The following is a 12,312-nucleotide window of genomic DNA, read 5'->3' as shown; positions in this document are numbered from 1 at the left end:
CGTGCGGGACCCGTGGCGGGCCGCGATGCGGCTCGCGCTGGACGAGGCCGGGCGGGCCCTGCCCGGTGGGGATGTGCCCGTCGGCGCGGTCCTGCTGGCCGGCGACGGCACGACCGTGCTCGGCGTCGGCCACAACGAGCGGGAGGCCACCGGCGACCCGACCGCCCACGCGGAGGTGCTCGCCGTCCGGCGGGCCGCCGCGAGGACCGGGCAGTGGCGGCTGGCGGGCTGCACGCTGGTGGTCACGCTGGAGCCGTGCACGATGTGCGCCGGAGCCATCGTGCTGTCCCGGGTGGACCGGGTGGTCTACGGCGCCCGCGACGAGAAGGCCGGCGCCGCCGGCTCCCTGTGGGACGTCGTACGGGACCGGCGGCTCAACCACCGGCCCGAGGTGATCGAGGGCGTGCTCGCCGAGGAGTGCGCCGCGCTGCTGACCGACTTCTTCCGCGGCCGCTGAATCCCGGCCGCCGGGCGGTACGGAAACGGATTTCGGACCACGGCCCGGTGTGCTGTAAGGTCTCCCTCGGTAGCGTGTCCGAGCGGCCGAAGGAGCTCGCCTCGAAAGCGAGTGTGGCGCAAGTCACCGAGGGTTCAAATCCCTCCGCTACCGCAGATAGGAGAGGCGTCCGGTTGATCAGACCGGGCGCCTCTTCGGCTTGGCACACATGCTGATCGACCGTGGCACGGAACGAGCCGCACCCCGGAGTCATCCGCATGATGATCACAGCATCCCTCTTCGTGGGCCGGCCGCCGCTTTCCCGCGCAGTACTGGTACTGCTTACTTCTTGACGCGGACCAGGTCACCCGTGGCGTTGACCGCCGGGGTGGTCGAGTTGCCCGCGAAGCTGTAGCGGTAGTAGCCGTCGACGGTGCCCTTCACGGTCGTCTTGAGATTGCCCGTGGAGTTCGTCTTGACGGCGACCTTGTCGATCGTGATGTCGCCGGTGCCGCCGTCCTCTGCCTGGGCGGCGGTGGCACTGATTGCGGTGGCGACCAGCGCGACGCTGGTGCCGAGCAGGGCAAGGCGCGTGGTTGTGCGCATATAAGTCCCCCACGGAGTCTTTGATCGATCAGAGGGATCGTACGGCGCTGGCCAACGGTTCACCATGGTGTTGTTTCAACGCTTCATGAACAAGGCTGGACGGCTGTGGATCACGCCCTGATCAGTACGAACAGACCTCGAAGGCGAGTGTGGCGCAAGCCATCGAGGGTTCGAATCCCTCCGCGACCGCTTCAGAAGGGCCGCGTCCGGCAGGACGGGGCCCTTTGTGCGATCATCTACAGCGCTCGGCCCGGACAGTACCGACTACCAGGCAACTCGGCGACCGGGAAGTCGCCGACAGGGGGAGGTCGCGATGGCGATGAACGCCAAGAGGATCGTCGTCTACGTGGTCGTGGTCTTCGTGCTGTACGTGATCATCACGGACCCGAAGGGGGCCGCGGGCTACGTCGAGATAGGGTTCGAGGGCATCTCGGACGCCGCCAAGGCCATAGGCGAATTCATGACGTGGGCCGCCAACGGAGGAAAATGATGATCCGCCACCTGGTCCTCTTCAAGCTGAACGAAGGCGTGGAGCGGGACGAACCGCGCGTCGTCGCCGGGGCCGAGGCCTTCCGCGCCCTCGGCGGGCAGATCGAGGACTTGCGCTTCTGGGAGTGCGGCTGGAACGTCAGCGACCGGCCCATCGCATACGACTTCGCGATCAACTCGGCGGTCGAGGACCCGGACGCTCTGCGCCGGTATCTGGAGCACCCGGCCCACCAGGCGGGCGTGGCCCAGTGGCGCGAGTTCGCCACGTGGGTGATCGCCGACTACGAGTTCTGACGGCCCGTACCTTCTCAGTCTTACGGCCGTACGGCTGCACGCTCGGCCCCGCATCGGAACGGTGCGGGGCTTTTCGACGTCTTATGCCCTATTTCATCCCTCAACACGTGCATATGCGGTGCTTGAACACGATGCACCTGTCTTGTGATGCTATGACCGCTTTTGACGGATGAGTTGATCGACGAAGAGGTGGCGTTGACCGTGTCGGCCAAGACTGCGCCGCCCCAGGATCCTGTCTCGGCCCCGGCCCCGGCCGCCCCGACTCCGGCCACCCCGACCTCGACCTCGACCTCGACCTCGACCTCGACCGCGGCCACGAACCCGACTGCGACGCCCACTCCCACCTCCACTCCCGCTTCGGATTCGGATTCGGCTCCGGCCCCGGCTCCCGAGAAGCGGCGCGGTGCCGACACCCGCGCCCTCACGCAGGTGCTCTTCACCCAGCTGAAGGAGCTCGAACCCGGTACGTCCGAGCACTCCCGCGTGCGCGGGGCGCTCATCGAGGCGAACCTGCCGCTCGTGCGCTACGCGGCCGCCCGCTTCCGCTCCCGCAACGAGCCGATGGAGGACGTCGTCCAGGTCGGCACCATCGGGCTCATCAACGCCATCGACCGCTTCGACCCGGACCGGGGCGTGCAGTTCCCGACCTTCGCGATGCCGACGGTCGTCGGCGAGATCAAGCGCTACTTCCGGGACAACGTCCGCACGGTCCACGTCCCGCGCCGGCTGCACGAGTTGTGGGTGCAGGTGAACAGCGCGACCGAGGACCTGACGACCGCCTTCGGCCGCTCCCCCTCGACCGCCGAGATCGCCGAGCGGCTGCGCATCACCGAGGAGGAGGTGCTGTCCTGCATCGAGGCCGGACGCTCGTACCACGCGACCTCCCTGGAGGCGGCACAGGAGGGCGACGGGCTGCCCGGGCTGCTCGACCGGCTCGGCTACGAGGACCCGGCCCTGGACGGCGTCGAGCACCGCGACCTCGTCCGCCATCTCCTCGTCCAGCTTCCCGAACGGGAACAGCGGATCCTCCTGCTGCGCTACTACAGCAATCTGACCCAGTCGCAGATCAGTGCGGAGCTCGGCGTCTCCCAGATGCACGTGTCCCGGCTACTCGCCCGTAGCTTCCAGCGATTGCGATCCGCAAACAGGATCGAGGCGTAACCGGCACGAGCGAATCACCCATCAGGGCAGTTCCCGACATCTTCGGGCAGAAAAGCCGTCAGACCCCTTCTTTCCAGGGCCGATTCAGTTCTGACTTGTCGACAAGTCCCTACAGCGCGTTGCCGACATGTGACATTCTGCGGGAAGCGCGTTTGCCGAGGCTTCGGCTCCGGTATTCAGGTGAGGGCTGCGTTCTCCTCGTCAGAGAACGTGGCCGCGACCGTCCCGCGACCCAGAGGGGGTGGCATGTCCGCAGACCAGGGCAGCTCCAAGGTGCTGACGCTCACGAAGAGCGAGACGCCCTCCCCGGCGCTCGAGCCGCTCGACGCCCTCGACGACGTGGCGGCCCTCGAGGCCGCTCCCGCCCCGGCTGTTCCGGCCGCGTCGGCCCTGCCGGCCCCGGAGACCATCGACACCCGCACCCTGTCCCGCTCCCTGTTCCTGCGGCTCGCCGCACTCGACGAGGACAGCCCGGAGCGCGCCTACGTCCGGGACACCCTGATCGAGCTCAACCTCCCGCTGGTCCGTTACGCGGCGGCCCGCTTCCGCTCGCGCAACGAGCCGATGGAGGACATCGTCCAGGTCGGCACCATCGGCCTGATCAAGGCGATCGACCGCTTCGACTGCGAGCGGGGCGTGGAGTTCCCGACCTTCGCGATGCCGACGGTCGTGGGCGAGATCAAGCGCTTCTTCCGCGACACCTCGTGGTCGGTGCGCGTACCCAGGCGCCTCCAGGAGCTGCGTCTGGCGCTCACCAAGGCCAGCGACGAGCTCTCCCAGAAGCTCGACCGCTCCCCGACCGTCACGGAACTGGCCACCGTGCTGGGCGTGTCCGAGGAGGACGTGGTCGACGGCCTCGCGGTCGGCAACGCGTACACCGCCTCCTCGCTGGACTCCCCCACCCCGGAGGACGACGGCGGCGAGGGCTCCCTGGCCGACCGCCTCGGCTACGAGGACACGGCACTGGAGGGTGTGGAGTACCGCGAGTCGCTCAAGCCGCTGCTGGCCAAGCTGCCGCCCCGGGAGCGCAGGATCATCATGCTGCGCTTCTTCGCCAACATGACCCAGTCGCAGATCGGCGAGGAGGTCGGCATCTCGCAGATGCACGTCTCCCGGCTGCTGACCCGGACGCTGGCGCAGCTGCGGGAGGGACTCATCAACGACTGATCCGCACGGTCCGGCGCATCCCGCCCGGCGGGGCACCGGACGCGCGTCGGGCAGCACGGCGCCAAGCCGTGGTGATACCGACTCCTGGCCGCCGAGGCGCCCTTGCGGGCGCGTCGGCGGCCGCGGTACGTCCGGGAGCCGTTTCCCGGCCTCGCACGGGGCGACAGGGCCGGCGGAGTCGTACGGAGGAGAGTGGTCGCCCTACTTGAGCGCGAGCCAGGCGACGGCCGCGACGACCGCGACCAGGACGACGACACCGACGATCAGGCCGGTGCGGGGGCCGGAGGAGGCCTGCTGCTGGGTGCTCTGAGGGGGCGCATCGTCGACGAACGCGCGGAACATCTGGGTGCTGCCGGCGGGGTCGTAGTTGCCCTGCGGGCCCTGGGTGTTAGCCATGGCCCGAGACCCTAGCGAAAACGCTGCCGCCACCCAAGCGCGGGGCCCGGCAGCGCACTTGGCGGGAGCCCCGGAGAGGGGCGGTCCGACGGGCTCCCGGACGTCGCCCGGTGCACATCGCGGTCCCGGACCGGCGGACCACACCTCACCTGCGGATTTACATTAGCCAATACTTGCCTTTGCCAACTTTTTGCGCCACCAGGGCCCGATTTGTTTGCCTGCGGCAACCAACCACCTCTACCGTTGCCCCGAGCAACGAATTCGGGAGGTGTGATGGCCGAGCAGGCGCAGTACGAAGAGCTCGCGCGTCAGCTCAGTGCCGTCGGAGCCGTGAAACGGGGCCTGGGGCGGATACTGCCGCCCCACTGCCCGGCCGGCTCGGCCGCCGTGCTGACCCTGCTCGGCCGCCACGGGGACATGCGCATGAGCAAGCTCGCCGAGCTGCTCGCCGTGGACATGTCGGTGACCAGCCGGCATGTCGCGCACGTCGCCGCACGCGGCTGGATCGAGCGGATCCCGGACCCCGCGGACAAGCGTTCGCGCATCCTGCGCCTGACGCCCGCGGGTCTCGACCAGCTGGACGAGCTGACCCGGCGGAGCACCCGCCTGCTCAGCGAGCGGCTGAGCGACTGGACCGACGACGAGGTCGGCCAGCTGATCCGGCTGATGACGCGCCTGCGCGACAGCTTCGGCGACTGCCGTTCCGCTCCGGCCCGGATCCCCGCGCCCGTTGCCCCCGACACCACCCGTACACCCGCAAGCACGTAAGAAATAAGAAAAAGGAAGCCCATGGCAACGACCACACCAGCCGGTGTGCGGGCTCACGCCAAGCACGGGGGAGGCTCCTCCGGCAGCGCTCCGATGACGCACCGGCAGATCATGGAGGCGCTCTCCGGGCTGCTGCTCGGCATGTTCGTGGCGATCCTGTCGTCCACGATCGTCTCCAACGCGCTGCCGCACATCATCGGTGACCTCGGCGGCGGCCAGTCCGCCTACACCTGGGTGGTCACGGCCGCCCTGCTGTCGATGACCGCGGCCACTCCCCTGTGGGGCAAGCTCGCCGACCTCTACAGCAAGAAGGCGCTCGTCCAGATAGCGCTCGTCATCTTCGTCCTGGCGTCGGCCTGCGCGGGCCTGTCGCAGAACCCGGGCATGCTGATCGCCTGCCGTGTGGTGCAGGGCATAGGCACCGGCGGTCTGTCCGCCCTCGCCCAGATCGTCATGGCCGCGATGATCTCGCCCCGCGAGCGCGGCCGTTACTCCGGCTACCTCGGCGCCACCTTCGCCGTGGCCACCGTCGGCGGCCCGCTGCTCGGCGGTGTCATCACCGACACCTCCTGGCTGGGCTGGCGCTGGTGCTTCTACGTCGGCGTGCCCTTCGCGGTCATCGCGCTGATCGTCCTGCAGAAGACCCTGCACCTGCCCGTGGAGAAGCGGGAGGTCAAGGTCGACTGGGGCGGCGCGTCCCTGATCTCCGCCGCCGTGTCGCTGCTGCTGATCTGGGTCACCTTCGCCGGTGACAAGTACGCGTGGCTGTCCTGGCAGACGTACGCGATGGTGGCCGGTTCGATCGTCCTCGGACTGCTGTTCGTGCTCGTCGAGGCCAAGGCGAGCCAGCCGATCATCCCGCTGCGCCTGTTCCGCAACCGCACCATCGCGCTGGCGTCGCTCGCCTCGCTGTTCGTCGGTGTCGCGATGTTCAGCGGCACCGTGTTCTTCAGCCAGTACTTCCAGCTCGCCCGGGACAAGTCCCCGACGATGTCGGGCGTCATGACCATCCCGATGATCGGCGGTCTGTTCGTCTCCTCCACCGTCTCCGGGCAGTTCATCACCCGTACCGGCCGGTGGAAGGGCTGGCTGGTCAGCGGTGGCGTGCTGGTGACGGCGGGTCTCGGCCTGCTCGGCACCATCCGCTACGACACGGAGTACTGGAAGACGGCCGTCTTCATGGCCCTGCTGGGTCTCGGCATCGGCATGATGATGCAGAACCTGGTGCTGTGCACGCAGAACCAGGTCGCCCCGAGCGATCTCGGCTCGGCCAGCTCCACGGTCACCTTCTTCCGTTCCCTCGGCGGTGCGGTCGGCGTCTCCGCGCTCGGCGCGGTGATGGCCCACCGGATCACCGACTACGTCAAGGACGGCCTGGCCGGCCTCAGCCCGAAGTACGCGGCCGCGATGTCCGGCTCCGGCTCGAGCGACACCATCCCGGACATGAACGCGCTGCCCAAGCCGCTGCGCACGGTCATGGAGAGCGCCTACGGGCACGGCATCGCCGACATCTTCCTGATCGCCGCCGCGCTGGCGGCGGTGGCCTTCCTGATCACGCTGTTCATCAAGGAGGTCCCGCTGCGGACCAAGGGCGGGCTGGCGCAGACCGCCGAGGCCGAGTCCGCGCCGGTCGACCCGGCCGCCGCCCCCGTCGTCGCCGAGGCCCTGCCCTCCGAGGCCGCGGCCGGCTCCACCGGGGAGCGGGTGCCGAGCTGGGCGATGGCCGCCTCCCCCGCCGAGGGCGCCGGGACCGGTCCCGAGGGCACGCAGCACCTGGCCGCGGTCGCCACGGTGGCACCCGGTGCGCCGGGCGCCGGTGCCGGCGGCGGCGGGATTCCGGTGCACGGCTTCGTCCGGGGCGTGGAGAGCGCGCCGGTGCCGCGGGCCGCGGTCACGCTGATCTCGCCGGCGGGCCGCCAGCTCGGCCGGTCGGTCGCGCAGGCCGACGGCGCCTACGCGGTGGACGCGCCGGGCGCGGGCTCGTACGTCCTGATCGCCTCCGCCGACGGCTTCCAGCCGCAGGCGTCCACGGTGGTCGTGGGCGGCGAGCCGGTGGCGTACGACATCCTGCTCAGCGGCACCAGCGGGCTGGGCGGTATGGTCCGCGCCGCCGGGTCCGGGCTGCCGGTGCGGGACGCCATGGTGATCGTCACCGATGTCCGCGGCGACCTGCTGGCCACCGGGACCACCGGGGAGAGCGGCGAGTTCTCCTTCGCCGAGCTGGTGCCGGGCGCGGTGACCGTCGCGGTGAACGCCGCCGGGTACCGGCCGCGCGCGCTGCCGGTCGAGGTCGGCGGCACCGGGGTCACCCGGGTCGAGATCGACCTGGAGGCCGGGGCGCGGCTCCAGGGCGTGGTCCGCGCTCCGCACGGGCCCCTCGCGGACGCCAGGGTGACCCTGGTCGACGCGGCGGGCAACGTGGTCGGCACCTCCACCACCGGCGCGGACGGGGCCTACGCCTTCACCGATCTGAACGGCGGTGACTACACCGTCATCGCCACGGGCTACCCGCCCGTGGCGACCGCCCTCACGGTCACCGGACCCGGTGTCGACGACCACGACATCGAACTCGCCCACCCCGGCGAGTAGCCCCGGGCCAGGGTGCCCATGAGGCCCGGGCGGGAGTCCGGGTCACGGTCCGGCCCGTGGCGGGGCGCGCTCCGAGGGGAGTCGCGCCGCGCCGCGGGCCGGTCGCCTTCCGACCATTTTGCAAGGCTGCGCAGGGAGAAAACGGGATGGGACTGACCGCGAGGATCCGCACCCGGGACGGATGGGCCGTGTCGCACGCGGTCGTCACGATGACCGACATGACGGGCACGCAGGTGCTGCGGGCCGAGGCCGACGCGGAGGGCGCCGTACGGGACACGACGGCGCTGGCACCGGGCGCGTACACGGTGATCGTCACGGCGGTCGGGTACGCGCCCGCGGCCTCCAGCGCGATCGTCACCGCGAGCGGCCGGGCCGAGGTCGGCGCGGTGACGCTGGCCCGGCAGGGCGGCGCCGGACTGCCCCCGCCGGGGCCGTGGACCATCGACCCGGCGCACTCCTCGGTCGCCGCGATCGCCCAGCACCTGGGGATCTCCAGCGTGCGCGGCCGGTTCACGGACTTCGCCGGCACCGTCGAGATCGCCCCCGACGACGTCACCGGGTCCCGGGTGGAGGCGGTCATCAGCGCCGGCTCCATCGACACCGGAAACGACATGCGCGACGGCCACCTGAAGTCCCCGGACTTCCTGGACGTCGAGCGGCATCCGCGGATCACCTACCGCTCCACCGGTGTGACCGCCGCCGGCTCCGACCGCTGGACCGTCCACGGCGAACTGGGCATGCGCGGCGTGGTCCGCCCGGTCGACCTCGACCTCGCCTACCTCGGCACCGGCGCCGACCCCTGGGGCGGCACCCGCGCCGCCTTCCGCGCGACGACCGAGCTGCGCCGCGAGGACTTCGCCATGAACTACAACCAGGTCCTCCAGGCCGGCATCGCGGCCATCGGCACCACCCTGAGGGTCGAACTGGACATCCAGGCGGTCCAGGGCACCGCGCTCCCCGCGGCGTAGTCGGCGTGGTCCACCGGGCCCTCGCCCGCCCTACCGGCCGCCCGACGGGGGGCGGCCCGGGTCCGTGACGCGGGAGACCAGGTCGGCGGCCAGGTCGCGGAGCTTGGTGTTGCGGTGCTGGGAGATACGGCGCAGCCGCTCCAGGGCCCTGCCCGCGTCGACCCTTTCCCGGGCCATCAGAACGCCGATCGCCTGGTCGATGACGCTGCGGGACAGCAGCGCCGTGCGCACGTCGGGCACGGCGGCCCGGTCGCGTTCGAGGCGCAGGGCGAGGTCGACGGCGTCCGCGGCGCGGGCGGCGAAGGCACGGGCCTCGTGCCGGCCCGCCCGGAGCGCGCCGGGCTCGGTGCCGTAGAAGTTGATCGCGGCACCCGTCTCGCCGGTCACGACGAGCGGGAGCGCCAGTACGCACCGCACCCCGACGGACAGCGCGTACGGCGTGTACGCGGGCCAGCGGCTCTCGGCGGCCAGGTCGGGCGCGTACTGCTCCACCGCGGTCTCGGCGGCGGTGACGCACGGGCCGTCACTGTTCTCGTACTGGCGCAGGTCGAGGCCGCCGGGCAGGCCGCCGCTGCCCGCAAGGGTCAGCAGCCGGTCGTCCCGGCGGACGGTGATGCTGCACGCGGCGGCGCCGGGCACGTCCTCGACCGCACGGTCGGTCAGATCACGCAGCAGCGTGTCGAGACCGCCGCTGCGTACGATCGCCCGCTCCAGCGGGTCAGGGGTCGTCTCGGGGCTCATGGGGTTGCGTGTGTCCCCCTGTCGCCGATCAACTCATGGCCGTTCATGTGGCGTTGTTCGCATCGACGATCCGGCGGGCGAGGTCGCGCAGCTTGACGTTCTCCCGCTGCGAGGCCCGCACCAGGCTGTCGAAGGCCTCCGCCGCGTCGATGTTCAGCCGCTCCATGAGGATGCCGGTGGCCTGGCCGATCAGGTCCCTGGTGCGCATCGCCTCGGTGAGCTGCTCGCGCACGGTCACCGAGTCCAGGGCGAGGCTGACGTGCGCGGTGAACAGCCGTCCCACGCGTGTCGCGGCGTCGTCGAAGACGCCCGGCTTGCGGGCGTAGACGGTGAGCACGGTCAGCCGCCGCTTGTCGGCGCGCAGCCGCAGCGCGAGCGCGGAGCGCAGGCCCAGACCGGCCAGTGACGCGCCGCCGTCCTCAGCCTCGCTGTCCGCCAGCTGTACGACAGGCGCATGCCACAGGTGGTCCCAGTACGGCTCCGGGCCACCCCCGTCATCGTCACCGGACGCCTCGGCGGTGCGCACGACCTCGTCGGTCCAGGCGACCGCACTGCGGCCGCTGCCGCGCTCCAGCACCGAGATGCCCGCGTGCTCGGCGCCCGGCAGCAGGCCCACGGCGAGCCGTACGGCGGCTCGCATGGTGCTGTGCGGGGTGGCCGTGTCGTGGAGTTGCTGAGCCGCCGTCGTCAGGGCTTCGGCCAGCTCAAGATCCCCCGGAAAACGGGGCAATTCAGAAAAGTCGGACTCAGGCACCACGAACCTCTTCGGCATGCACGGCCAAACGGCCATGCGCAGGAGAGCTCCGCAGCACATTCCCGACTGCGAGCACAGGACGAACAGAACTTTATCTCGTCCCTCCCAGCAGGTTCCGCCTGGTTGACGGTCGGCCTCCGCCCCCACGAACCGGCGTCGAAGCCGCCGTCGGCGCAGGGCAGCGCCTAGGCTGCGGGCATGGCACCGGACATCGCGACCAACACCCGCGTCTCGCTGGATGAGCTGCTGGACTTCGTACGCCCCCGCCACCGCGCCCTGCTGCTGACCCGGCGCTCCGACGGCAGCCCGCAGGCCTCACCGCTGACCTGCGGAGTCGACGACTCGGGGCGGATCGTGGTCTCCACCTATCCGGAGCGGGCCAAGACCCGAAACGCCAAGCGGGACGAGCGGGTCGGCATCGTCGTACTGAGCGACGAGTGGAACGGGCCGTGGGTGCAGATCGACGGAACGGCCGAGGTGATCGACGCGCCGGACTCCGTGGAACCCCTGGTGGAGTACTACCGCAACATCGCGGGCGAGCACCCGGACTGGGCCGAGTACCGGGAGGCGATGGTCCGGCAGGACAAGTCGATCATCCGGATCACTCCGCGGCGCTGGGGTCCTGTGGCGACGGGCGGGTTCCCGGCCCGGCTCGCGCAGGGCGACGCCTAGTCAGCCGCGGGCGACCATCGCCTCGATGCCGGCGACCAGCAGGTCCAGGGCGAAGGCGAAGTCGCGGTCCAGCATCTCCGCGACCGTGTCGCCGCCGCGGGCCGCCATGAGGATCGCGGACTCCCGGAGCACCTCCGCGGCGTCCGGGGCGCGGGTCGCCGCGCTCATCGCGTGCCGGAAGTAGTCGTCCGGGGGCATGCCCGCCTCGGCGCAGCGGGCCACGAAGTGGCCCTCGATCGTGCCGTAGCCGTACACGAACTGGAGGACGGCGGAGATCGCCCCGGTCAGCCGCTGCTCGGGCAGGCCGGTGCGGCGGATGATCCGCCGCGCCGTGCCCGAGAAGGCGAGCGCGTTCGGGCCGATGTTGAGGAACGTCCCGGCGAGCGGCGACAGCCAGGGGTGGCACACCAGCAGCGCCCGGTACTCGGCGGCGAGCCGGCGCAACTGCTCGCGCCAGTCCGCCTCCTCGTCCGGCTCGCGCAGCCGCAGCTCGCCGAAGGCGGCGTCAAGGGCGAGTTCGAGCAGGTCGTCCTTGGTGTCGACGTACCAGTACACGGACATCGCCGTCACGTTCAGCTCGGCGGCGAGCCGGCGCATCGAGAACTTCGCCAGCCCCTCCGCGTCCAGCAGCCGCACCGTGACCTCGGTGATCCGCTCCCGGTCGAGAGCGGACGGCTGCCCGCCGCGCCCGCCGCGGGGCGCCTTGCCCTCCAGCCAGACGCTGGTCCGCGCCGCGCCCTTGGCCCCCTGGGCTGCCTTCACCATGGCGCACCTTCCTCGACTCCTGAACCGCCGGCCGCACCGGCGCGCGCGGGGCGGCGCGGCACGAGAGAGGCCTTGGTGGGCCACCACCAACCCCGAGTCTGCCCGCTCGGCCCGGCGGAGCAACGCGGCGGCCGGCGTGGTGGTCAGCAGCAGCGCGCCGCCGACGCCCATGCCCGCGCGGGCGGCGATCAACTGCCCGGTGGAGTCGGCGAGCGCGGCGGCCGGCGAACCGATGCCGAACAGGACCAGCCCCGCCACCAGCATCTTCTTGCGGCCGTACCGGTCGGCGGCGCTGCCCGCGGTCAGCAGCGGCCCGGACTGCACGAGCGAGTACGCGTTCATCATCCACTGGATGTCGGCGGTGGCCGCGCGCAGCTCACGGGTGAGGGACGGGATCGCGACGTTCAGGACGGTGTTGTCCAGCAGCACGGTGAGCTGGGCGAGGCAGATGACGCCGAGGACCTCAGCGCGGCGACGGACGGACCTCAACGACGCGGAGCGGGGCG

Annotated in this window: 14 protein-coding genes, 1 tRNA gene and 1 pseudogene; 10 read left to right on the top strand and 6 right to left on the bottom strand. The window is 71.2% G+C overall.

Going from position 1 to position 12,312, the window contains the following annotated elements:
* Window positions 1–25 precede the first annotated feature (25 nt).
* Entirely contained in the window at window positions 26–457 is a 432-nt protein-coding gene (gene tadA / locus ACIOWN_RS11005) for a tRNA adenosine(34) deaminase TadA (RefSeq protein ID WP_362356210.1), read from the top strand.
* Between the two features lie 68 nt (window positions 458–525).
* A tRNA-Ser gene (locus tag ACIOWN_RS11000) sits at window positions 526–610 on the top strand.
* 168 nt (window positions 611–778) lie between these two features.
* On the opposite strand, the gene ACIOWN_RS10995 is transcribed toward ACIOWN_RS11000, so the two are convergent.
* Window positions 779–1,042, bottom strand: a complete 264-nt coding sequence (locus ACIOWN_RS10995; RefSeq protein WP_362357544.1) for a hypothetical protein — start codon at window positions 1,040–1,042, stop codon at window positions 779–781.
* A 313-nt stretch (window positions 1,043–1,355) separates the two neighbouring features.
* Between ACIOWN_RS10995 and ACIOWN_RS10990 the strand changes: the two genes are divergently transcribed.
* The 4 genes from ACIOWN_RS10990 to ACIOWN_RS10975 all read left to right on the top strand — a co-directional run bounded on the left by ACIOWN_RS10990 (window position 1,356) and on the right by ACIOWN_RS10975 (window position 4,153).
* Window positions 1,356–1,532, top strand: coding sequence for a hypothetical protein (locus ACIOWN_RS10990; RefSeq protein ID WP_141359968.1), 177 nt, complete (start codon window positions 1,356–1,358; stop codon window positions 1,530–1,532).
* Window positions 1,532–1,825: a Dabb family protein gene (locus ACIOWN_RS10985; RefSeq protein ID WP_362357503.1), complete on the top strand. Its 294-nt coding sequence runs from the start codon at window positions 1,532–1,534 to the stop codon at window positions 1,823–1,825. Before ACIOWN_RS10990 ends, ACIOWN_RS10985 begins: the two co-directional genes overlap by 1 nt.
* A gap of 201 nt (window positions 1,826–2,026) precedes the next feature.
* Entirely contained in the window at window positions 2,027–2,986 is a 960-nt protein-coding gene (locus ACIOWN_RS10980; RefSeq protein WP_401981584.1) for an RNA polymerase sigma factor SigF, read from the top strand.
* Window positions 2,987–3,232: 246 nt separating this feature from the next.
* A complete protein-coding gene (locus tag ACIOWN_RS10975; protein ID WP_362357507.1) occupies window positions 3,233–4,153 on the top strand; it encodes an RNA polymerase sigma factor SigF in 921 nt (306 codons plus the stop codon).
* Between the two features lie 201 nt (window positions 4,154–4,354).
* Here ACIOWN_RS10975 and ACIOWN_RS10970 read toward each other — a convergent pair whose 3' ends face one another.
* Entirely contained in the window at window positions 4,355–4,549 is a 195-nt protein-coding gene (locus ACIOWN_RS10970) for a hypothetical protein (protein WP_199836732.1), read from the bottom strand.
* Between the two features lie 273 nt (window positions 4,550–4,822).
* Here ACIOWN_RS10970 and ACIOWN_RS10965 point away from each other — a divergent pair, with 273 nt between their 5' ends.
* From ACIOWN_RS10965 to ACIOWN_RS10955, 3 genes are all read left to right on the top strand, one after another.
* The gene (locus tag ACIOWN_RS10965; protein WP_362357509.1) at window positions 4,823–5,317 is read left to right on the top strand and encodes a MarR family transcriptional regulator; all 495 of its coding nucleotides are present in this window, start codon (window positions 4,823–4,825) and stop codon (window positions 5,315–5,317) included.
* A gap of 21 nt (window positions 5,318–5,338) precedes the next feature.
* A complete protein-coding gene (locus tag ACIOWN_RS10960) occupies window positions 5,339–7,906 on the top strand; it encodes an MFS transporter (RefSeq protein ID WP_401981582.1) in 2,568 nt (855 codons plus the stop codon).
* A 146-nt stretch (window positions 7,907–8,052) separates the two neighbouring features.
* The gene (locus tag ACIOWN_RS10955; RefSeq protein ID WP_401981579.1) at window positions 8,053–8,874 is read left to right on the top strand and encodes a YceI family protein; all 822 of its coding nucleotides are present in this window, start codon (window positions 8,053–8,055) and stop codon (window positions 8,872–8,874) included.
* Between the two features lie 30 nt (window positions 8,875–8,904).
* Here the strand turns inward: ACIOWN_RS10955 and ACIOWN_RS10950 are convergent, their stop codons facing one another.
* Together ACIOWN_RS10950 and ACIOWN_RS10945 are read right to left on the bottom strand one after the other, a co-directional pair.
* Window positions 8,905–9,615 carry a GAF and ANTAR domain-containing protein gene (locus tag ACIOWN_RS10950; RefSeq protein ID WP_362357515.1) on the bottom strand — a complete coding sequence of 237 codons (711 nt, stop codon included), beginning with the start codon at window positions 9,613–9,615 and terminating at the stop codon, window positions 8,905–8,907.
* A 43-nt stretch (window positions 9,616–9,658) separates the two neighbouring features.
* A complete protein-coding gene (locus ACIOWN_RS10945; protein ID WP_401981719.1) occupies window positions 9,659–10,387 on the bottom strand; it encodes a GAF and ANTAR domain-containing protein in 729 nt (242 codons plus the stop codon).
* 180 nt (window positions 10,388–10,567) lie between these two features.
* On the opposite strand from ACIOWN_RS10945, the gene ACIOWN_RS10940 reads away from it, so the two are divergent.
* The gene (locus tag ACIOWN_RS10940; protein ID WP_362357517.1) at window positions 10,568–11,041 is read left to right on the top strand and encodes a PPOX class F420-dependent oxidoreductase; all 474 of its coding nucleotides are present in this window, start codon (window positions 10,568–10,570) and stop codon (window positions 11,039–11,041) included.
* Here the strand turns inward: ACIOWN_RS10940 and ACIOWN_RS10935 are convergent, their stop codons facing one another.
* Together ACIOWN_RS10935 and ACIOWN_RS10930 are read right to left on the bottom strand one after the other, a co-directional pair.
* Complete coding sequence (locus ACIOWN_RS10935) at window positions 11,042–11,806, bottom strand: TetR/AcrR family transcriptional regulator (protein WP_401981717.1); 765 nt, start codon at window positions 11,804–11,806, stop codon at window positions 11,042–11,044.
* Between the two features lie 135 nt (window positions 11,807–11,941).
* Window positions 11,942–12,295, bottom strand: a pseudogene (locus ACIOWN_RS10930) (MFS transporter); the annotation flags it as partial.
* Between the last annotated feature and the right edge of the window lie 17 nt (window positions 12,296–12,312).

Source organism: Streptomyces sp. NPDC087787 (assembly GCF_044743035.1).
Taxonomy (GTDB): Bacteria; Actinomycetota; Actinomycetes; order Streptomycetales; family Streptomycetaceae; genus Streptomyces.
Note: the sequence above shows the minus strand (reverse complement) of the source record. Positions and strands in the feature narration are given on the sequence as shown.

Bases quoted from the DNA above. Each gene is read 5' to 3' on its own strand.
- ACIOWN_RS10965 (WP_362357509.1), top strand. From the start codon at position 4,823: ATGGCCGAGCAGGCGCAGTACGAAGAGCTCGCGCGTCAGCTCAGTGCC.
- ACIOWN_RS10975 (WP_362357507.1), top strand. From the start codon at position 3,233: ATGTCCGCAGACCAGGGCAGCTCCAAGGTGCTGACGCTCACGAAGAGC.
- ACIOWN_RS10945 (WP_401981719.1), bottom strand. From the start codon at position 10,387: ATGCCGAAGAGGTTCGTGGTGCCTGAGTCCGACTTTTCTGAATTGCCC.
- ACIOWN_RS10955 (WP_401981579.1), top strand. From the start codon at position 8,053: ATGGGACTGACCGCGAGGATCCGCACCCGGGACGGATGGGCCGTGTCG.
- ACIOWN_RS10985 (WP_362357503.1), top strand. From the start codon at position 1,532: ATGATCCGCCACCTGGTCCTCTTCAAGCTGAACGAAGGCGTGGAGCGG.
- ACIOWN_RS10940 (WP_362357517.1), top strand. From the start codon at position 10,568: ATGGCACCGGACATCGCGACCAACACCCGCGTCTCGCTGGATGAGCTG.
- ACIOWN_RS10950 (WP_362357515.1), bottom strand. From the start codon at position 9,615: ATGAGCCCCGAGACGACCCCTGACCCGCTGGAGCGGGCGATCGTACGC.
- ACIOWN_RS10990 (WP_141359968.1), top strand. From the start codon at position 1,356: ATGGCGATGAACGCCAAGAGGATCGTCGTCTACGTGGTCGTGGTCTTC.
- tadA (WP_362356210.1), top strand. From the start codon at position 26: ATGCGGCTCGCGCTGGACGAGGCCGGGCGGGCCCTGCCCGGTGGGGAT.
- ACIOWN_RS10935 (WP_401981717.1), bottom strand. From the start codon at position 11,806: ATGGTGAAGGCAGCCCAGGGGGCCAAGGGCGCGGCGCGGACCAGCGTC.
- ACIOWN_RS10970 (WP_199836732.1), bottom strand. From the start codon at position 4,549: ATGGCTAACACCCAGGGCCCGCAGGGCAACTACGACCCCGCCGGCAGC.
- ACIOWN_RS10995 (WP_362357544.1), bottom strand. From the start codon at position 1,042: ATGCGCACAACCACGCGCCTTGCCCTGCTCGGCACCAGCGTCGCGCTG.
- ACIOWN_RS10960 (WP_401981582.1), top strand. From the start codon at position 5,339: ATGGCAACGACCACACCAGCCGGTGTGCGGGCTCACGCCAAGCACGGG.